16 protein-coding genes are annotated in these 19,145 nt (G+C 74.6%); 7 read left to right on the top strand and 9 right to left on the bottom strand.

Annotation, left to right across the window (positions count from 1 at the left end; translation table 11 throughout):
• The first annotated feature begins 21 nt into the window (after positions 1-21).
• On the top strand, positions 22-1,137 hold the full coding sequence (gene rlmC, locus CELGI_RS11430) for a 23S rRNA (uracil(747)-C(5))-methyltransferase RlmC (RefSeq protein WP_041574683.1): 1,116 nt from the start codon (positions 22-24) through the stop codon (positions 1,135-1,137).
• 135 nt (positions 1,138-1,272) lie between these two features.
• Positions 1,273-3,357, top strand: coding sequence for a DUF7937 domain-containing protein (locus CELGI_RS16925; RefSeq protein WP_013884280.1), 2,085 nt, complete (start codon positions 1,273-1,275; stop codon positions 3,355-3,357).
• Between the two features lie 57 nt (positions 3,358-3,414).
• On the opposite strand, the gene mtnN is transcribed toward CELGI_RS16925, so the two are convergent.
• Together mtnN and CELGI_RS11415 are read right to left on the bottom strand one after the other, a co-directional pair.
• Positions 3,415-4,182: a 5'-methylthioadenosine/S-adenosylhomocysteine nucleosidase gene (mtnN, locus tag CELGI_RS11420; RefSeq protein ID WP_013884279.1), complete on the bottom strand. Its 768-nt coding sequence runs from the start codon at positions 4,180-4,182 to the stop codon at positions 3,415-3,417.
• Positions 4,179-4,643 carry an S-ribosylhomocysteine lyase gene (locus tag CELGI_RS11415; RefSeq protein WP_013884278.1) on the bottom strand — a complete coding sequence of 155 codons (465 nt, stop codon included), beginning with the start codon at positions 4,641-4,643 and terminating at the stop codon, positions 4,179-4,181. Before CELGI_RS11415 ends, mtnN begins: the two co-directional genes overlap by 4 nt.
• Before the next feature lie 115 nt (positions 4,644-4,758).
• Between CELGI_RS11415 and CELGI_RS11410 the strand changes: the two genes are divergently transcribed.
• Entirely contained in the window at positions 4,759-6,852 is a 2,094-nt protein-coding gene (locus CELGI_RS11410) for an acyltransferase family protein (RefSeq protein WP_013884277.1), read from the top strand.
• A gap of 10 nt (positions 6,853-6,862) precedes the next feature.
• On the opposite strand, the gene CELGI_RS11405 is transcribed toward CELGI_RS11410, so the two are convergent.
• The 4 genes from CELGI_RS11405 to CELGI_RS11390 all read right to left on the bottom strand — a co-directional run bounded on the left by CELGI_RS11405 (position 6,863) and on the right by CELGI_RS11390 (position 11,354).
• Complete coding sequence (locus CELGI_RS11405) at positions 6,863-7,909, bottom strand: hypothetical protein (protein WP_013884276.1); 1,047 nt, start codon at positions 7,907-7,909, stop codon at positions 6,863-6,865.
• Positions 7,906-10,563, bottom strand: coding sequence for a sodium-translocating pyrophosphatase (locus CELGI_RS11400; protein ID WP_013884275.1), 2,658 nt, complete (start codon positions 10,561-10,563; stop codon positions 7,906-7,908). Before CELGI_RS11400 ends, CELGI_RS11405 begins: the two co-directional genes overlap by 4 nt.
• A gap of 176 nt (positions 10,564-10,739) precedes the next feature.
• Positions 10,740-10,970 carry a hypothetical protein gene (locus tag CELGI_RS11395; RefSeq protein ID WP_013884274.1) on the bottom strand — a complete coding sequence of 77 codons (231 nt, stop codon included), beginning with the start codon at positions 10,968-10,970 and terminating at the stop codon, positions 10,740-10,742.
• A gap of 39 nt (positions 10,971-11,009) precedes the next feature.
• Positions 11,010-11,354: a YciI family protein gene (locus CELGI_RS11390; protein ID WP_013884273.1), complete on the bottom strand. Its 345-nt coding sequence runs from the start codon at positions 11,352-11,354 to the stop codon at positions 11,010-11,012.
• 295 nt (positions 11,355-11,649) lie between these two features.
• On the opposite strand from CELGI_RS11390, the gene CELGI_RS11385 reads away from it, so the two are divergent.
• Entirely contained in the window at positions 11,650-12,810 is a 1,161-nt protein-coding gene (locus CELGI_RS11385; protein ID WP_013884272.1) for a GDSL-type esterase/lipase family protein, read from the top strand.
• Positions 12,811-12,930: 120 nt separating this feature from the next.
• On the opposite strand, the gene CELGI_RS11380 is transcribed toward CELGI_RS11385, so the two are convergent.
• Entirely contained in the window at positions 12,931-13,305 is a 375-nt protein-coding gene (locus CELGI_RS11380; protein WP_013884271.1) for an RNA-binding S4 domain-containing protein, read from the bottom strand.
• A gap of 111 nt (positions 13,306-13,416) precedes the next feature.
• Between CELGI_RS11380 and CELGI_RS11375 the strand changes: the two genes are divergently transcribed.
• Positions 13,417-13,875 (top strand): GyrI-like domain-containing protein, encoded by a 459-nt coding sequence (locus tag CELGI_RS11375; RefSeq protein ID WP_013884270.1) that lies wholly within the window; start codon positions 13,417-13,419, stop codon positions 13,873-13,875.
• Positions 13,876-13,977: 102 nt separating this feature from the next.
• Here CELGI_RS11375 and CELGI_RS11370 read toward each other — a convergent pair whose 3' ends face one another.
• Entirely contained in the window at positions 13,978-14,289 is a 312-nt protein-coding gene (locus CELGI_RS11370; protein ID WP_013884269.1) for a DUF2249 domain-containing protein, read from the bottom strand.
• Positions 14,286-15,143 carry a helix-turn-helix transcriptional regulator gene (locus CELGI_RS11365; protein ID WP_013884268.1) on the bottom strand — a complete coding sequence of 286 codons (858 nt, stop codon included), beginning with the start codon at positions 15,141-15,143 and terminating at the stop codon, positions 14,286-14,288. The genes CELGI_RS11370 and CELGI_RS11365 overlap by 4 nt, the downstream gene beginning before the upstream one ends.
• Positions 15,144-15,264: 121 nt before the next feature.
• Between CELGI_RS11365 and CELGI_RS11360 the strand changes: the two genes are divergently transcribed.
• Together CELGI_RS11360 and CELGI_RS11355 are read left to right on the top strand one after the other, a co-directional pair.
• A complete protein-coding gene (locus tag CELGI_RS11360; protein WP_013884267.1) occupies positions 15,265-16,404 on the top strand; it encodes a hypothetical protein in 1,140 nt (379 codons plus the stop codon).
• The gene (locus CELGI_RS11355) at positions 16,401-19,118 is read left to right on the top strand and encodes a multicopper oxidase domain-containing protein (RefSeq protein WP_013884266.1); all 2,718 of its coding nucleotides are present in this window, start codon (positions 16,401-16,403) and stop codon (positions 19,116-19,118) included. The genes CELGI_RS11360 and CELGI_RS11355 overlap by 4 nt, the downstream gene beginning before the upstream one ends.
• The last annotated feature ends 27 nt before the right edge of the window (positions 19,119-19,145 follow it).

Genomic DNA, 19,145 nt, shown 5'->3' with positions numbered 1-19,145 from the left:
TGCGCGCCGTACCCTGTGGACGTGCAGTGCTCCTACTTCGACGCGGGAGCGTGCCGGTCCTGCGGCTGGATGGGCCGCCCGTACGACGAGCAGCTCGCGGCCAAGGCCGCGCACGCGCGTGAGCTGCTCGCGGACCACACCGGTGCGCACTGGCTGCCGCCGGTCGCGAGCGCCGAGTCGGGCTTCCGCAACAAGGCCAAGATGGTGGTCGCCGGTACGCGCGAGCACCCGACGCTCGGCATCCTCGACGCCGCGGGCCACGGCGTCGACCTGCAGGGCTGCGGCCTGTACCCGGACGGCCTGCGCGCGGTGCTGCCCGTGGTCCAGCGGTTCGTGACGCGGGCCGCGATCGAGCCGTACGACGTGCCCGCACGCCGCGGCGAGCTCAAGCACGTCCTCGTCACGCAGGCCGAGGACGGTGCGCTCATGCTGCGCTTCGTGCTGCGCTCGCAGGAGGCCGTGACCCGGATCCGCAAGCACCTGCCGGCGCTCCTCGCGGAGCTGCCCCGGTTGGCCGTCGTCTCGGCGAACATCCTGCCCGAGCACCGGGCGGTGCTCGAGGGCGACCTCGAGATCCCGCTGACCGAGCGGCAGACCCTGACGATGGACGTCGGCGGCGTCCCGCTGCACCTGCGGCCGCGCAGCTTCTTCCAGACGAACACCGCGGTGACGGCCGCGCTGTACGCGCAGGCCGCGCAGTGGGTCGCCGCCGCGGCGCCGACGAGCGTGTGGGACCTGTACTGCGGGGTGGGCGGCTTCGCGCTGCACCTGCCCGCGCGCGACGTGGTGGGGGTGGAGACCAGCCCCGAGGCCGTGCAGAGCGCCCGCACCAGCGCGGCGCAGCTGGGCCGGCCCGCGACGTTCGTCGCGGCGGACGCGACCGCGTGGGCGCTCGCGCAGCCGGCCGCGCCCGACCTCGTGGTGGTCAACCCGCCGCGGCGCGGCATCGGCCCCGCGCTGGCCGCGTGGCTCGAGCGTGCGCCGGTGGACCGGGTCGTCTACTCGTCGTGCAACGCCGTCTCGCTCGCGCGCGACCTCGCCGCGATGCCCTCGCTGGCCGTGCGCGAGGCGCGCGTGTTCGACATGTTCCCCCAGACGACGCACTACGAGGTGGCCGTGCTGCTCGAGCGGGTCTAGCCTCGGCGCGCCGGCAGCCGTGCGTCCGTCCACCGGCCCGGGCGAATCGGCACGTCACCGGCATGTGCCCGATACAGTCGGGCCTCGTCGCCCGGGACGGGTGACGTGACGCGGTCGAGGAAGGGCACGACGAGGATGAGCACGTCTGACGAGGGCACGAACCCGCCGGTGGAGCACGCACCGCCGGACCCCGCCCCGGCACCGGGTCCGGATGCGGCGTACGCGCAGGCCCCGTACCCGCCGGCCCAGCAGCCCCAAGCCCCGTACCCGCCGGCACAGCCGCCCCAGGCCCAGTACCCGCAGGGCCCGTATCCCCAGGCCCAGTACCCGCAGGGCGCCTACCCGCAGCCCGGGTACGCCCAGGCGCCCGCGCCCGGTGCGCAGCCGTCCGCGGCCGCCACGGCGCCCCGGCCGCCGAGCCCGTTCCAGGGGGTCCCCGTGCGGGACTACGTCACCGACGTCGTCGCGCTGCTGCTGCTCGCGGTCGCCCTCGGTCACGGGTGGGACCTGCAGCACTCCGCGACCGGGCGGATCGAGGTCGTGCTCGTCTCGATCGTGTCGATGCTGTCGCTCGGGCTGTTCTACCTCGCGCGCGCCGGTGCGCTGCCGCACACGTGGAGCAACACGACCGTGATGACCGTGCGCGCGCTGGCCAACGTGCCGTTCGCGCTGCTCGTCGGCATCTACGCGCTGCTCGACGTCGTGTTCGCGTTCGACGGCGACGCGGTCGAGGGCACCGGTGGTCTCGGGCCGGCCGTCGCGCTCGGCTTCGCCGGGGCGCTGCTCGCGGCCTCGCCGCGCGCTGCCGAGGTCGGCACCGCGCACACCGCCGACCAGCTCGGCCGGTGGGTGCGCACGGCGCTGCTGGGCGTCGTCGGCGGCGCGGCCGTCCTGCAGCTGCTCGGCCTGGTCTCGATCCTGGTCGACTCGGACGGCACGCTGGGGCAGGACCGGGGCTGGGCGGCGCTCCTGGCCTCGATCGCCTCGACGCTCCTGGTCGCCGTCATGGCGGCCGGGCCCGCGCTCGGCACGGCGCTGCGCCGTTCGCTCGAGTGGCGGTGGGTGCTGGTGGCGTTCGCCGGCACCGCGGTGTTCCTCTTCGTCTTCTTCGGCCCGATCAACCGCGAGTCCGCGGGTTCGGACTTCCACGCCGCGCTGTCCGTCGGCTCCGGGACCGCCGCTCTCGTGCTCCTGCCCGCAGCGGGCGTGCTCGCGCTCACCGCGGTGACGCGCCGGTTCCTCGCCGCTCCTGCCCCCGACGCCCCCGAACGTGAGTGGTTCGGCGTCGCGTCGCTCGGCTGGCTCGCGCTCGCGGTGGTCGCCGGTGGCTACGCGGTGGTGCAGACGTTCCGCCTGATCGGCGTGCAGCCGTACCTCGACTACACCGGCGACAGCATCGTGTGGGTCGTCGTCATGGTGATCCTGCTCGCGATCGCCGCGGTGGGCTCCGTGGTCGCTCGCACCATGTTCGTCGGGAACCCGGCGTCCGCGCGCGCGACCGCGCTCGGCATCACGGGTGTGGTCGCGGCGTTCGGCCTCACGGCCGTGATCCTCACCGCGTCGCACCACGACTCGTGGTGGCCCGTCGGCTTCGAGCTGCTGCTGATCGCGTTCGGCCTGCCCGCGCTCATCGCCACGGCGCTGCTCGCACCCGCGAGCGTGCGGAGCTGGTTCACGGCGCACGCGGTGCCCCGTGCGCCCCGGCCCGCGTGGCAGGGCGAGGCCCAGCAGCAGGCGGGCTACCCGCAGCAGGGCTACCCGCAGCAGGGCTACCCGCAGCAGCAGGGCTACCCGCAGGCGGCGCCGGCTCCCGTCGCACCGGCACCGGTCGCGCCCGAGCACGCGGCAGCCCAGCCGGTGGCACCGGCGCCCGACGCCGCACCGGTGGACATCCTGACCAAGCACCAGGCGCCCGCGCCGGCCGAGCAGGCACCCGCGCCGGTCGAGCAGGCTCCGGCGCCCGCACCGGCTCCGGTCGAGCAGGCTCCGGCGCCCGCACCGGCTCCGGTCGAGCAGGCGCCCGCACCCGCGCACCCGTTCACGGCGGAGCAGGCGCAGGACCCGGCCACGAGCCTCGACGTGCTGGCCGCGATCGCGGCCCAGGCACCCGAGCTGCGGGTCCACCTCGCGTCGAACCCGTCGACGTACCCGGACCTCGTGGAGTGGCTCGGGCGTCTGGGCGACCCGGAGATCGACGCCGCACTCGCGCGGCGGCGCTGACCCCGTCGCCGGGGGTCGGCAGCCTGGTGCTGCCGGCCCCCGGGACCGCAGCGGTGGTCAGGCCAGCAGACGGGCCGACGCGAGCAGCGCGGCGACCACCGCGGCGGACCTGTCCGCCGCGTCGTCCACGTGCGTCGCGAACTCGCCGGCCTCCATCGGGCTGCACAGGTCGCTGATGCCGCGCACGGACAGGAACGGCACCCCCGCGCGGAACGCGGTCTGCGCGAGCGCCGTGGTCTCCATGTCCGTCGCGAGCGCGGCAGGGAACGCCTCACGGACGGGACCCACGCGCTCGGCGTCGACGAACACGTCGCCCGCGACGATCGCACCGGGCAGCACCCGCACGTCGTGCGGTGCGCCGGCCCAGGGACCGAGCGCGGCAGCGGCGGCCAGCGCGTCGGCGTGCAGGGTGGGGTCGCCCGCGTAGGTCGCGGGCATGCCCGGCACCTGACCGAGCGCGTAGCCGAACGCGCGGGCGTCCGCGCCGGTGTAGACGTGCTCTGTGCCGACCACCACGTCCCCGACGCGCACGCCCACACCCAGACCGCCCGCACTCCCCGCGCTGACGAGGACCGTGGGCGGGTGCACCGCGAGCGCGAGCGCCGCGGACGACGCGGCGTTGACCAGGCCGACGCCCGAGCGCACCAGCAGCACGTCGCGTCCGGCGAGCCGCAGCCGGCGCCACGTCGCGCCGGCGACGTCGCGCGCGGCACCGGCGGACTCGGCCAGCGCGACGAACGGCTCGGCCTCGACGTCCATCGCGACGACGACGACCGCGTCCACGCGTCCGGAGCCGTCCGCGGCGGTCGTGCTCGCGTCCGTCACGCCGTCACCGTGGACCACTCGTCACGTGCCGCGAGGAACGTGCGCGCCGCGTCCTGGGCACCCTCGAGCGTGTGGTTCGCACCCCAGCCGCACTGGACCTCGTTCGCGGCGGGGACCGCATCGGCCGCGAGCACGTCCCGCAGCGTGGCCTCGACCAGCGCCAGCACGTCGTCGTAGTCCCACTGCCCGGCGAGCGTGAGGTAGAAGCCCGTCTGGCACCCCATGGGGGAGAAGTCGATCACCTGGTCGCTGTGGTTGCGCGAGTGCTCCGCGAACAGGTGCTCGAGCGAGTGCACGGTCGGCATCTCCAGGTGCGCCACGTTCGGCTGCGTGAAGCGCACGTCGTACTTCTCGATGACGTCGCCCGCGGGCAGCTGCTTGGCGTCCGCGAGGCGCACGTACGGTGCCGCGACCGTGCGGTGGTCGAGGTTGAAGGACTCGACGTTCATGTGCTCCGGCATGAGGGTGCTCCCGGTGGTGGATGACGGAGCCGCCATTGTCCACCAGCCGTGCCCGGGGACCGGAGGCTGCCCGACGTGCCGCGCGCCGCAGGGCCGTGTCGGCTAGCGTGCGCCGGTGCCCTCGCCCCCGGACCTCGCCGAGCGGGACGTCGCCGCGCGTGCGGTGGCGGGGCCCGCCGCACGCGCACGCGGGTTCCGCCGGGACGTCCAAGGGCTCCGCGCGGTCGCGGTCGCGCTGGTGCTCGCGTTCCACGCGGGTCTGCCGGTGCCCGGCGGGTTCGTGGGCGTCGACGTGTTCTTCGTCGTCTCCGGCTTCCTCATCACCGGTCTGATCGCCGACGAGGTCGCACGCACGGGACGTCTCCGGCTCGGCCGGTTCTACGCGCGTCGGGCGCGCCGCCTGCTCCCGGCGGCCGCGCTCACGCTCACGGCCGTGGTCGTCGCCACGCTCGTCTGGCTGCCTGTGACACGGTGGCGAGAGATCGCCGGCGACGTGGTCGCGACCGCGCTGTACGTCGTGAACTGGCGGCTGGCGGACCGGTCCGTGGACTACCTGGCCGAGGGAGCGGCAGCGAGCCCGGTCCAGCACTTCTGGTCGCTCGCGGTCGAGGAGCAGTTCTACGTCGTCTGGCCGCTGCTCGTGGTGGCGCTGGTCGCGCTCGCGCGCATGCGCGGCAAGCGGGTCACGCGGCGTGCGCTCGTCGTCGGCGTCGCGGTGGTCGCCTGGGCGTCCGTCCTGTGGTCCGTGACGCTGACCGGCCTCGACCCGGCGCGCGCCTACTTCGTCACCACGACGAGGGTGTGGGAGCTGGCCGCAGGCGCGTTGCTGGCGCTGCTCGCGCACCGCGTGGTGCGGGCACCCGCCGGCCTCCTCCGCGCGGGCGGGTGGGCCGGCCTGGCGATGATCCTGCTCGCCGCGGTGCTGCTGGACGGCGGCACGCCGTTCCCGGGCACGGCCGCGCTGCTGCCCGTCGGCGGGACCGTGCTCGTGCTCGCGGCGGGTCTCGCAGGCCCCGGCCTGCGCCCGCTGACCGCGGGCGTGCTGCAGCCCGTCGGTGCCGCGTCCTACTCGCTCTACCTGTGGCACTGGCCCGCCGTCGTGGTCGCGACGAGCCTCGCGGAGGGGGAGCCCAGCACGCGTGCGCTGGTCATCGCGGTGCTGGTGTCGGTGGTGCCGGCCGTCGCGTCGTACCGGTTCGTCGAACGGCCGCTCCACACGTCCGCGCGGCTGCGCGCCAGCACCTCGCGGTCCGCGCTGCTGGGGGTCGCGTGCACGCTCGTCGGCGTGCTCGCCGCGGCGGGTCTGCTGCGCGCGGTGCCGAGCACGTCGGACGCCGCACCGCCGGGTGCGCAGGTGCTGCGCGACGGCACGTGGCGAGGACCCGACCAGGGGACGGACCTGGACGCGCTGGTGCCCGCGCTCGCGGATGCGACGCAGGACGTGGCCGACCTGTACGACCAGGACTGCCATCAGGACGCGCACGGCACCGCACCGGACGCGTGCACGTTCGGCGACCCCGCGTCGGGCACGGTGGTGGCGCTCGTGGGGGACTCGCACGCGGGTCAGTGGCAGCCGCCGCTCGCGCAGATCGCGCAGGCCGAGGGCTGGCGCCTGGACACGTACACCAAGGGCAGCTGCGGCCTGACGTCGGCACGGACGTGGCTCGGCACCACGGACGCGCCGTACACCGCGTGCGGCGAGTGGAACGACGCGGTGCTGGCGCACCTGCTCGCCGACCCGCCGGACGTCGTGGTGGTGAGCAGCAACCGGGCCGAGGTGGTGGGCGCGGACGACGAGCGGCTGACGGGTGCCTCGGAGGACCGGGCGGCCGTCGCAGGCCTGACCGCCTCGTGGAGCAGACTGCAGGCGGCGGGGGTGCCGGTGGTCGTGCTGGGGGACACGCCATGGGTCGGCATCGACGCGCCCGAGTGCGTCGCGCAGCACACCGACGACTGGGCCACCGCGTGCACGCTCCCGGTGGACGTGCCCGCGCGACGGTCGGGTGTCGCGCAGCAGCGCGCGGCTGCGGACGCGCTCGGGCTGCCGATGCTCGACGTGACCGACCTCATGTGCCCCGACGGCACGTGCCCGCCGATCATCGGGGGAGTGCTCGTGTGGCGCGACGCCGACCACGTCACCGCGAGCTACGCGCGCTCGCTCGTCCCCGACCTGCGCGACTGGCTCGCACCTCTGGTCACGGGTCGCTGAGCGGTCCGGGTCAGCCGAACCAGCGGCGGACGTGCTCGACCACGGACCGGTCGAACGCGTCGTCGTCGTGCCGCGCGCGCAGCCAGTCCTGGAAGTCGCCGCCCGCGGCGTCGTCCAGCTGACGGCGGCACCCGGCCGGGTCGCTCACGGCCCGCAGCAGCAGCTCCTCGGCCTGCGCCGTGGTGGAGTACAGGAACGGGTAGTCCGCGGGCAGGATCGCGCGCGCCCACGGCCGGTCGGGGAACACGCCCACGGCCCCGGCCACGAGCGCCTCGATGTACTCCAGGCCGTAGGACTCGTCGGTCGCGGTCGCCAGGAACGCGGTCGTGCGGGACAGCGCCTCCCAGTAGTCGTCGCGGCTCGCGGTCAGCGGCCCCATCCACACCCACTCGTGCCGCGACAGCCGCATCGCCTGCTCGGAGACCAGGTGCGACTCGACCAGGCGCGCCTCGACCCGGACGGGCACGTGCTTGCGCACGCGCTCGACGACGTCGAAGAACACCTGCGGCGCCTTGCGCTCGGACAGGTAGATCGCGGGGTAGAGCACCACGGGCACCGCGGGCTCCTGGCGCGGGTGCACGTGCTCCAGGCGGATGCCGAGGTTGACCCAGCCGATCCGCGTCTGCTCGGCGAGCGGCTGGACCACCTGCTGGCCGACGATCTCCTGGATCTCGGTCGCGGTGCGCTGCGAGTTCGCGAACGTCGGGAACAGCGCGCAGGACAGGCCGAGCGCGGCCCGGTCCACCGGGTGCGTGAACTGCGACGTGGTCCACCACACGAAGTTCATGACCTTGGGCTCGTCGCACGACTGGCGCAGCGTGCGCCACACGGACATCGAGTCGACGACGTCCATGTTGATGACGACGGTCTCGCGCGCGTCGAGGAACTCGAGCGGCAGCACGTCGAACCCGTCGCACCGACGCGGTCCGTCCCCGACGACGATCGCACCGGGGAACACGCGCAGCAGGCGGCGCACCAGCGTCGCACCCGCGTCGTGCCCCGCGACGTGGCCGTCGGGGTCGATCAGGACGTCCCGGTAGCGGACCGCGATCCTCATCGTGCACCCGCCTCCTGCGGCACCGTCTCGCCCGGCGCCTCGTCGCCGGCGGCGCCGGGCGCGTCGTCGGACGCGGGCTCGTCGTCGCGCGGGCGTGCGGGGCTCGGCAGTCCGTCGGCGGGCTCGTCGGACGGTGCGGGCTCCTCGACGACCGCGGGCTCGTCGTCACCCTCGAGCGACGTCTGGATCCGCATGCCGTAGAACGACCGGTGCACGAAGTACGCGGAGACCACGAAGAACACGGCCGCGAGCGACACGACGAGCGTGTGCCGGCCCTGGTCGGTCAGGGAGACCGCGAGGTCGACGGCCAGCAGGCCGAACAGCGTCGTGAACTTGATGACGGGGTTGAGCGCGACCGAGGACGTGTCCTTGTACGGGTCGCCCACGGTGTCGCCGACGATCGTCGCGTCGTGCAGCTGCGTGCCCTTGGCGTGCAGGTCGGTCTCGACGATCTTCTTGGCGTTGTCCCACGCACCACCGGCGTTGGCCATGAAGATCGCCTGGTAGAGGCCGAACGTCGCGATGGACACCAGGTAGCCGATGAAGAAGTACGGCTCGACGAACGCGAACGCGAGCGTCGCGAAGAACACGCCCAGGAACATCGTGAGCATGCCCTGCTGCGCGTACTGCGTGCAGATCTCGACGACCCGGCGGGAGTCGGCCTCGCTCGCCTTGGACACGCCATCGAGCTTGATGGTGGTGCGGATGAACTCGACCGCGCGGTGCGCGCCCGTGGTGACGGCCTGGATCGAGGCGCCCGTGAACCAGTAGATGACCGAACCACCGGTGATGAGACCCAGCAGGAACGGCGGGTGCAGAAGCGAGAGGTTCTCGATGCCCTCGGTCAGGCCCCCGGTCAGGCCCATGATGATCGAGAAGATCATCGTGGTGGCACCCACCACGGCCGTGCCGATCAGGACGGGCTTGGCGGTCGCCTTGAACGTGTTCCCGGCGCCGTCGTTCTCCTCGAGCATGAGCTTGCCGCGCTCCCACTGCGGCGTGAACCCGTACTCGCGCTCGAGCTCGGCGTCGATGTCCTCGATGTCCTCGATGACGGACAGCTCGTACACGCTCTGCGCGTTGTCGGTCACGGGACCGTAGGAGTCGACCGCGATGGTCACCGGGCCCATGCCCAGGAAGCCGAACGCGACGAGCCCGAACGAGAACACCGCGGGCGCGACCATGAGGTCGCCCAGGCCCTGCTCGCTGAGCAGGTACGAGCCGCCCATGAGGCCGACGATCGCGATGCCCAGCCAGTAGGCCGAGAAGTTGCCCGCGACCAGGCCGGACAGGATGTTGAGCGACGGGCCGCCCTGCCGCGAGGACTTGACGACCTCACGCACGTGCCGCGACGAGGTGGACGTGAACGCCTTGACGAGCTCGGGGATGAGCGCGCCGGCCAGCGTGCCGCAGGAGACGATCGTCGCCAGACGCCACCACTGGTCGCCCGCGGCGGTGTCGGCGAGCACGAACCACGTGGTCGCGAACGTCGCGACGATGCACGCGGCGGACGTGAGCCACACCAGGTTCGACAGCGGACGCTCGAAGTCCATGCGCTCCGCGTCGCGGTACCGCCGTGCGGTGTACAGGTCGTTGAGCTGGTAGGAGACCGCGGACGCGACGATCATCACGGCGCGCACGACGAACACCCAGACCAGCAGGCTCGCCTGGACCGCGGGGTCGTGCACGCCCAGCAGAACGAACGTCACCAGCGCGACGCCGGTCACGCCGTACGTCTCGAAGCCGTCGGCCGACGGGCCCACCGAGTCGCCCGCGTTGTCACCCGTGCAGTCGGCGATGACGCCGGGGTTGCGCGCGTCGTCCTCCTTGATCTTGAACGCGATCTTCATGAGGTCGGAGCCGATGTCCGCGATCTTGGTGAAGATGCCGCCCGCGATGCGCAGCGCGCTCGCGCCGAGCGACTCGCCGATCGCGAAGCCGATGAAGCACGCGCCCGCGATGTCGCGGGGCAGGAACATGAGGATGACGAGCATCATGAACAGCTCGAGGCTGATGAGCACCATGCCGATCGACATGCCGGCCTTGAGCGGCATGCGGTGCAGCGGGAGCGGCTTGCCGCGCAGGCTCGCGAACGCGACCCGGCTGTTGGCCAGCGTGTTCACGCGGATGCCGAACCACGCCACCGAGTAGGACCCGGCCATGCCGATGAGGCTGAACGCGATGACCACGGCGACGCGGCCCCACTCGAATCCGACGAGCACCTTGTAGTAGACGACGATCACCGCGGCGATGAAGGCCCACAGCACCATGAGGAACTTGCCCTGCTGGGCCAGGTAGGCCTTGCAGGTCGAGTAGATGAGCTCCGAGACCTCGCGCATCGAGGTGTGCACCTCGAGCTTGCGCATCTGCAGGTAGGTGGCCACGCCCATCGCGAGGCCCATGACGCACACGACCAGGCCGAGGCCCAGCAGCACGCGGCCGGACATCCCGCCGACGACGGTGACCTCGCTCAGGTCGGGCAGCGACAGGCTGGCCTCGCCGCCGTGCACCCCCGAACCGCTGCTCGAGGTCTCCTGCGCGCATCCGGCGAGCAGGGTCAGCAGCGGTGCGACGAGTACGGCGAGCACCCAGCGCCGCCGCCGGGGGGCGGTCGGCGCGTGGGTGCGGCTGGTGGAGCGGGCGACGGTGTCCACAACATCCCCTCAGGTGGCGAAGGTCTCTCACCGTCGAACGTAGGAGTGCCGCGGGGTGCGGTTCTGAGACGAAGGTCACGCCTTCGTCGTCGCGGCGTGCGCGGTCCGGGGACGACGAAGGCCGCGCCCGGCACCGGTGTCGGTGCGGACGCGGCCTCCGGCCGGCAGGGGTGGGCTCAGCGGTCCTCGAGCGCGGGGACGATCGTCGTCGGGATCGCGAACGCGAGGCTCACGGACGCGATGCCGCCGAAGAAGACCCACGGGCGAGCCGCCTCGACCACCTCGAACGCGATCCAGAACATCGCCAGGCCGGCGAGGAACAGGACGAAGGCGAAGAAGACCGTGACGGCACGCTCCGGGGAGCCGGAACGGTCGTCGTCGCGGCGCTGCAGGACGGGTTCGCTCATGCGGCGCAGCCTACCCGGGACGTTGGTCCCGCGGGTGCGTCACGCGTCGCCCGGCTCGAACGGCCACGCGGCCCGCACGTCGATCCGGCCGAACCGGGCCATGGGGTGGCGCGACGCGATCTCGACCGCCTCCTCGAGCGACGCGCACTCGAGGATGTCGTAGCCGGCGATGTGCTCACCCGCCTCGGCGAACGGGCCGTCGGTGACCGACAGCTCGCCGCCGCGCACGCGCACCGTCCGGGCCTCGGCGGCGGGGCGCAGGCGGTCGCCCTGGACGTGGACGCCGCGCGCCTCGACGTCGGCGACCCACTGCTCGATGTTGTCGTCCTCGGCGCGGTACGGCTCGGCCTCGGGGTCCTCGCACACGATCATGAGGAACTGCATGGTGGGCTCCTTCGGGAGTTGCGGTCCTGACACGGGGATGACGCGCGACGTCCGCGGTTCTCGACACGGCCGCACCCCGACCCGCGCCATCGTGCCGTGCGGGTGCGCGGGCGTCGCGGGCGCGGGCCGTGCGCGCCGCGTCGCCGCCCCCGGAGGTTAAGCGATTCGACGGCTGGTCCGGCCCGTGATCCTGCGCCAAGGTGCACACGGGCCGACCCGTGGCACGGCGACGTGCGCGAGGCGGTTCGACGACGGAGCGCGATGTCGCGCCCCGCATCCCGGGGGAGGACCACGCATGCGGACCACGACGACCTCGACCCCGCGCGTGCCGCGCCTGGTATCCGCCCTGGCGGCGCTCGCCGTCGCGGCGCTCGCGGCGGTGCTCGGGCTGGTGGCCACGGCGCCTGCCGGCACCGCCGCGGACCCGGTCCGGATCATGGCGCTCGGCGACTCGATCACCGGGTCGCCCGGCTGCTGGCGCGCGCTGCTGTGGCAGCGGCTGCAGGCCGCGGGGATCACCGGGACGGACTTCGTCGGGACGCTGCCGGGTCAGGGCTGCGGGTTCGCGTACGACGGTGAGAACGAGGGCCACGGCGGCTACCTGGTGACCGACGTCGCGGCGCAGGGCCTTCTGGTCGGGTGGCTGGACCGGACCGACCCCGACGTGGTGCTCATGCACTTCGGCACGAACGACGTGTGGTCGAACCGGTCGACGACCCAGATCCTGGCGGCCTACACGACGCTCGTGCAGCAGATGCGTGACCACGACCCGGGCATCACGGTGCTCGTCGCGCAGATCATCCCGGTCGCACCCTCGTCATGCGCGCAGTGCCCCGGGCGCACCGTCGAGCTCAACGCGGCGATCCCCGCGTGGGCCGCGGGTCTGAGCACCCCCGCCTCGCCGGTGCGCGTGGTCGACCAGTGGACGGGCTGGGACGCGGCGGCCGACACGGGTGACGGTGTGCACCCCAACCAGTCCGGCATCGTCAAGATGGCCGACCGCTGGTTCCAGCCGGTGGTCGACGCGGTCCGCGGCGTCACGCCCACGCCCACCCCGACGCCGACGCCCACCCCGACGCCGACGCCCATGCCCACCCCGACGCCCACGCCCACGCCCACGGCGAGCGCGACACCGACACCGTCGCCCACGTCCACCGCGCCGGGTGGCGCGTGCACCGCCGCGTACACCGTGGCGAGCCGCTGGCCGGGCGGGTTCGTCGTGACGGTGCGGGTCACGGCCGGGGCGAGCGCGTTGTCGTCGTGGAGCGTCGTCGCGAGCATCCCGGGCGGTCAGGTGACCAACGCCTGGAGCTCACAGGTCGCGACGGCGGGGTCCACCACGACGTTCACGCCCGCGGCGTGGAACTCCGGGCTCGCCGCAGGGGCCTCGACCGAGCTCGGCTTCCAGGGGACCGGTGACCCGACGGCCACGTCGGTCACCTGCCGCGGCGCCTGACGGCGGCGTCGCGCCACGCGCCGGCCCGCACGCCTCCGCAGGGTGGTGCGGGCCGGCCCGTGGGACGCGGCACTCGGACCGGCCGGGCCTCGCGGACCGGGTGCGCAGCCGGGCCGGCGGTCAGCCCCTGCCGCGCAGCCGGTCCAGCTCGCGGCGGTCCCGCTTGGTCGGGCGACCCGCACCCCGTTCGCGCACGCCGGCCAGCGCGACCTGCTCGCGCGGCGGGACGGCGGGGGACCGGTCCAGGTAGCACGCGACCGCCACGGCCGCGCCCACGCGCTTGACGATCGTCCGCTGCACGATCACCACGCGTTCCCGCTCGCCGCCGCGCACGTGCACCTCGTCACCGGGGACGACGATCGTCGCGGGCTTGGCGCGTTCGCCGTTGACCCGCACGTGCCCGGCGCGGCACGCGGCACCGGCCGCGGACCTGGTCGGGAACAGGCGCACCGCCCAGCACCACGCGTCGACCCTCGCCCGCACCGCCTCCGCCACGCACCCACCCTGACACACGAGCCGCAGCGCGCCGCCGAGAGCCTGGCGCTCGGGGTGCCGGTCCGCCAGGGTGGGGGCGGACGGCGAGGGTCGCCGCACAGGGAGGGTGACATGGAGATCGAGCAGGTGGATCTGCCGGAGACGACGCTCGCGGTGGTCCGGGAGCGGGTCGCGATGACCGCGCTCACGGGGTTCTACGACAGCGCCTACACACGGGTCGAGCGCGCGCTGACGGCCGCGGGGCTCGCGCCCACAGGTCCCGCGATCGGCTGGTACGCGGACATGCCCACGGACTCGGTGGACGTCGCCGCGGGCTTCGCGGTGCCCGACGGGGCGGGGCCGTTCGTCGACGACGTGCAGACGCACACGCTGCCGGCCGGTGCCGCCGTCGTCGGGACCTACACGGGTCCGTACGACGGTCTCCCGGGCGCCTGGGACCAGCTGGTCACGTGGGCGGCGCAGCACGGCGCCGCCGGTCGCGGAGACTTCTGGGAGGAGTACCTCACCGACCCGAGCCCGGACGACGACCCGGCCGCGAACGTCACCCGCCTGGTGCTGCCCCTGCGCTGAGCCTGCCCGCGATCGCGGGCACGGCGCGGTCGCTCCGGGGAGTCCTCACCCGGAGCGACCGGCGACGTGGGGCACCGCGGTGCGGCGCCGTGCGCGGTGCCGTCAGTCGGCGCGGCGCGTGATGCGCACGTGCCAGGCCTCGGGGCCGTCGACGAGCACCTCGGTGTCGATCGGCGCGCGCTCCGCGAGCTGCGCGAGCAGCGGACGCGGCAGGTGCGGCGCGACGATCACGAGCGACTGGCCGGGCGCGATGGCCTCGAACGCGCCGAACACGGTGGCGTGCCGGATGGCGTGCGGGATCGCGCGCACGTCGAGGACCGGGTCGGCCTCGTCGTGCCCGCCGCAGCCGCACGAGTGCGCGGCGGGCTCGGGCGTCGGCGCGGAGCCGAGGATCTCGACGTGCTGGCTGGTCATGGTGCCTCCCGTGGGACGTGGGCGCTGTGCCCGGGTTCTGAGGATGGGACGGGTGCGGGGGGTGATGCCACAGGACCCGCCGTGGAAAAACCCGGGCCCGCGTGCTTGTCGGCCGGGGCGGTGGGCGCCACGTCGGGGTCGCGGCGCAGGTCCAGCACGCAGTGCTCGCGGCCCACGAACGGGCGCAGCCGGTGCGCCGTGACGGGCCCGCCGGCGGTCTCCAGGACGCCCGAGGCCAGGCCCAGGTGGACGCTGCACACCACGTCCGGCCGTTCACGTGCGAGCTCGAGGAACGGGCACCGCCACAGGTGGACCCGCAGGCCGTCGTCGTCGCGCTGCGGGTCGAACCCGAGGCGGTCCAGGTGGCCCTCGAGCGCGTCGAGCTGGCGGGCCGCGGCGTCCTGCGCGGTGCCCGCCGGGTCGGCCGGGGCGAGCGGCGGCTCGAGCGCACCGCCGGGAGCGGTGAGCGACCGCCCCGCCGTGCGTGCCGCGTCCCGGGTGGGGCCCAGCGAGCGGCCGAAGCCGTCGAGCAGCACCTTCGTGAGTGCGACGTGCGCGATGGACTGCTCGAGGCGTCCCATCGCGATCGGGTCGCGGCGCGCGTCGTCGGCCGAGGCCGCGCGGTAGAGCATCCGGGGCCGGCCGCGCACCGTGCGGGTCTCGGGCGCCCGCACCGCGTAGCCGTCGCCGACCAGCTTGGCGAGGTGCTCACGCGTCGTGTTCTCGTGCAGCCCGGTGGTCCGCGCGAGCTCGTGCACGGTGTGCGAGCCGCCGCGCTGCAGGATGTGCAGCAGGTCGACGCGGCTCGCGGCGGCGAGCGTGCGCTCGCCGGGCTGGCGTCGGGTTGCGGGCATGGTGGCAGTATCCGGCCCGCGCACCCGGGGTCCGCAGGGGACCGAGGTCCCGTGCACCCCGCGGGGCCGGTTAATTACGGTCGGGAACGTGGAAAATCACCCGCCGCGACGGACCCCGCCCGTGCGGCTCGTGCTGCTGCTCCCCGCGGGCGTCGCTCTGCTCGCCGGTCTCGACGCCGCGCTCACGCTGCTGGGGCTGCCGGCGCCCGTCCGGCTCGACCGGCTCCCCGTCGTGCACGGCCCGCTCATGGTGCTCGGCTTCGTCGGCACGCTCGTCGCGCTCGAGCGCGCGGTGGCGCTCGCGCCGCGCACGGCCGGCGAGCGCTCCCGGCCATGGGCGTGGGCGTCGCCCGGGCTGCTGGGCCTCGGCGGGCTGCTGCTGGTCGCGCCCGCCCCGCTCGTCGTCGGCCAGCTGTGCCAGGTCGGGGGCGCGGGTGTGCTCGTGGCGCTGTACGGCGCGGCGTGGGGCCGGCGGGCGGACGCCGCGATCGCGGTGCAAGGGCTGGGTGCGGTGGCCGCGGTGGGCGCCGCGGCGCTCTGGGCGGCAGGCGTCCCGGTCCCGGCGCTCGCGCCGTGGCTGGTCGCGTTCCTGGTGCTCACGATCGCCGGCGAGCGGCTCGAGCTGATGCGGATCACGCCCGTGCCGGCCGCGGCGGAGCGCGGGCTGGTGGCCGCGTCGCTGGGGCTGGTGAGCGGTGCCGCGCTCACGCTGCTGTGGCCCGGGCTCGGCACCGCGGTGCTCGGTGCCTCGCTCGTGGGCCTCGTCGCGGTGCTCGGCAGGTTCGACGTCGCACGGCGGACGGTGCGCGGGCACGGGCTGCCGCGGTTCATGGCGGTCGCGATGCTCGCGTCGTTCGCGTGGCTCGCGGTCGCCGGGGGCATCTGGCTGCTGGGCGGCCCCGCGACCGGCGGCGTGCGGTACGACGCGGTGCTGCACGCGGTCTTCCTCGGGTTCGTGATGTCCATGGTGATGGCGCACGCGCCCGTCATCCTGCCCGCGGTGCTGCGCCGCCCGCTGCCGTACCGCCCCGTGATGTACGTGCCGCTCGCGCTGCTGCACAGCACGCTCGTGCTGCGGGTGCTGGTGGGCGACGCGCGTGACGTCGCGTGGGCCGTGCAGGTGGGCGGGGTCGGCAACATCGTGGCCGTGCTGACGTTCGTGGCCGTCGCGGCGACGAGCGTGCTGCGGGGCGCACCGCCCACGGTGCGGCCCGTGCGGTCCCGCACCGAGCCGGCGCCCACCGTGGCGGTGGTCGCGTGACGCGCGCATCGTGGCACCTGCGTGCCAACGCCCTGGTGCTCGCGTGGCTGCTCGCCGCGGCGACGCTGACCGTCGCGCACCGCTGGGTCCCCGCGGCGCAGTGGCTCATGGTCCACCTGCTCCTGCTCGGCGCCGTGAGCAGCGCGATCCTCCTGTGGAGCCAGCACTTCGCCGACACGCTGCTGCGGCAGCCCGCACCGGGCGGGCGTCGCGGCCTCACGCTGCGCCTCGCGGCGCACACCGTCGGGGCGCTGCTCGTCGTCGCGGGGCTCGCGGTGCCCGCATTCGCGCTCGTGGTGCCCGGCGGGGTGCTCGTGGCCGGTGCGGGTGCGGCGCAGGCCGTGGTGCTGCTGCGCCAGATGCGCGCCGCGCTCCCGGGCCGGTTCCGGCCCCTGGTGCGGTGGTACGTCGCGGCCGGCGCCGCGCTCCCGTTGGGCGTCGCGGGTGGTGTGGTGCTCGCGCGCGGGACGCTCTCGGACGAGCTGCACGGCCGCCTGTACGTCGCGCACGTCACGCTCACGCTCATCGGCTGGGTCGCGGTCACGGTGCTCGGGACACTCATGGTGCTGTGGCCGACCGTCACGCATGCGCGCATCGAGCCCGCCGACGAGGCCGCGGGTCGCCGCGCGCTGCCCGTGGTCCTCGCGGGTCTCGCGGTCGTGGTGATCGGCACCGCGACGGGGCTGCGCGTGCTCGTACCCGCGGGCTGCGTCGTGGTCGCGGTCGGCGCGGGCCTGATCGGCGCGATGATGTGGCGCCAGTGGCGCTCGGCGGCTCCGGTGGTCGCGGCGAACGCCGCACGCGCCACGCCGGGCCGCACCGCACCCGTGCACGTGCCGCCGACGTTCGCCCCGGTGGCGCTCGCGGCGTCCACCGCCTGGCTCGCGGGCTCGCTGCTCGCGTTCGGGGCGGTGGTCGCGGCCGCGCCGGGCTGGGACGTCGCCGCCGACCGCGTGCGCGGACTCGTCGCGCCGTTCGCGGTGGGCTTCGCCGCGCAGGTGCTGCTGGGTGCGCTGTCCCACCTGTTGCCCGTGGTGCTGGGCGGCGGACCGGCCGTCACGCGGCGCACCGCGGCCGAGCTCGATCGCGGTGCGGTCGTGCGGCTCGTCCTGGTCAACGGCGGGCTGCTGCTGTTCTGCGCGCCGGTGCCGAGCGCGGTGCGGGTCGTGGTCTCGCTCGTCGTGCTCGGCGCGCTCGCGGCGTTCCTGGTGCTCGCGGCGCGCGCAGTGCTGATCGCCCGGCGCACGGCACCCGCGGGGCCCACGGCGCCCGTGGACGAGGCACGCCCGGCCGTTCCCCAGCGCCCCGTGCGCAGCGGTGCGCTCGCGGTGGGGGTGGGCGGGCTCGCGCTCGCCGTGGTGGTGGGTGTCGCGATGGATCCGCCGTCAGCCGGCATCGCCGCGTCGGACGTCGCGGGAGGCGTGACCGCGACGGGCCGCACGACGACGGTCGCGGTGCAGGCGCAGGACATGCGCTTCTCGCCCGCCCGGATCGAGGTGCCCGCGGGCGACCGACTGGTCGTCGAGGTGACCAACGTCGACGACGACGTGCACGATCTCGTCGTCGCGAACGGCGCGACGAGCGGCCGGCTCGCGCCGGGGGAGTCGGCCCGCGTCGACGTGGGCGTGGTGGGCACGGACACCGACGCGTGGTGCTCGGTGGCCGGGCACCGCCTGATGGGCATGACGCTCGAGATCGCCGTCACGGGCGAGGCGCCGCGCACCGCACAGAGCGCCGACCCGTCCGGTGCGCCGACCGTGGGCGGCCACAGCGGCGACCACATGGGCCACGGCTCCGCGAGCACACCGGGCGTCTCCGCCGCGGACCGGCTCGACCTCATGGCGGAACCCGATGCGTCGTTCGTCGCGCGCGACGCGGCGCTGCCGCCGCTGGGCCCCGACGACGGTCCCGTCACGCGGCACGTGCGGCTCGAGGTCCAGGAGGTGGTGCGCGAGGTGGCCCCGGGCGTCACGCAGCGGCTGTGGACGTTCGGCGGGCAGGCGCCCGGCCCGGTGCTGCACGGGCGCGTGGGGGACACGTTCGTCGTGACGCTGGTCAACGACGGCTCGATCGGCCACTCGATCGACTTCCACGCGGGTGCGCTCGCACCCGACGACGTCATGCGCACGATCGCTCCCGGGCAGGAGCTGACGTACCGCTTCACCGCGACGCGGTCGGGCGTCTGGATGTACCACTGCTCGACGATGCCGATGTCCGTGCACATCGCCAACGGCATGCTCGGGGCGGTCGTGATCGAGCCCGACGGGCTCGCGCAGGCCGACCGGCAGTACGTGGTGGTCCAGCACGAGCTGTACCTGGGCGAGCAGGGTGGCGAGGTCGATGCGGCCAAGGTCGCGGGCCAGGTCCCGGACCTCGTCGTCCTCAACGGGTACGCCAACCAGTACCGGGACCGTCCGCTGACCGCAGCGGTGGGTGAGCGGGTGCGTCTCTGGGTGCTCGACGCGGGACCGAACCGGCCGAGCGCGTTCCACGTGGTCGGCGGTCAGTTCGACACCGTGTTCCGCGAGGGGGACTACACGCTGCGGGCCGGCGGCTCCACGGGGACGGGTGGTGCGCAGGTGCTCGCGCTGCAGCCCGCGGAGGGCGGGTTCGTCGAGCTGACGTTCCCGCAGGCGGGCACGTACCCGTTCGTCACGCACGTGATGTCGGACGCCGAGAAGGGCGCCATGGGGCGCGTGCGCGTCACGCCCTGACGAGCTCCGGCGGGTGGCGGCGGTCGT

This window comes from Cellulomonas gilvus ATCC 13127 (assembly GCF_000218545.1).
Lineage (GTDB): Bacteria > Actinomycetota > Actinomycetes > Actinomycetales > Cellulomonadaceae > Cellulomonas > Cellulomonas gilvus.
This window is presented reverse-complemented; position numbering and strand designations above follow the sequence as displayed.

Bases quoted from the DNA above. Each gene is read 5' to 3' on its own strand.
- CELGI_RS16925 (WP_013884280.1), top strand. From the start codon at position 1,273: ATGAGCACGTCTGACGAGGGCACGAACCCGCCGGTGGAGCACGCACCG.
- CELGI_RS11415 (WP_013884278.1), bottom strand. From the start codon at position 4,643: ATGCCGGAGCACATGAACGTCGAGTCCTTCAACCTCGACCACCGCACG.
- CELGI_RS11405 (WP_013884276.1), bottom strand. From the start codon at position 7,909: ATGAGGATCGCGGTCCGCTACCGGGACGTCCTGATCGACCCCGACGGC.
- CELGI_RS11395 (WP_013884274.1), bottom strand. From the start codon at position 10,970: ATGAGCGAACCCGTCCTGCAGCGCCGCGACGACGACCGTTCCGGCTCC.
- CELGI_RS11390 (WP_013884273.1), bottom strand. From the start codon at position 11,354: ATGCAGTTCCTCATGATCGTGTGCGAGGACCCCGAGGCCGAGCCGTAC.
- CELGI_RS11385 (WP_013884272.1), top strand. From the start codon at position 11,650: ATGCGGACCACGACGACCTCGACCCCGCGCGTGCCGCGCCTGGTATCC.
- CELGI_RS11375 (WP_013884270.1), top strand. From the start codon at position 13,417: ATGGAGATCGAGCAGGTGGATCTGCCGGAGACGACGCTCGCGGTGGTC.
- CELGI_RS11370 (WP_013884269.1), bottom strand. From the start codon at position 14,289: ATGACCAGCCAGCACGTCGAGATCCTCGGCTCCGCGCCGACGCCCGAG.
- CELGI_RS11365 (WP_013884268.1), bottom strand. From the start codon at position 15,143: ATGCCCGCAACCCGACGCCAGCCCGGCGAGCGCACGCTCGCCGCCGCG.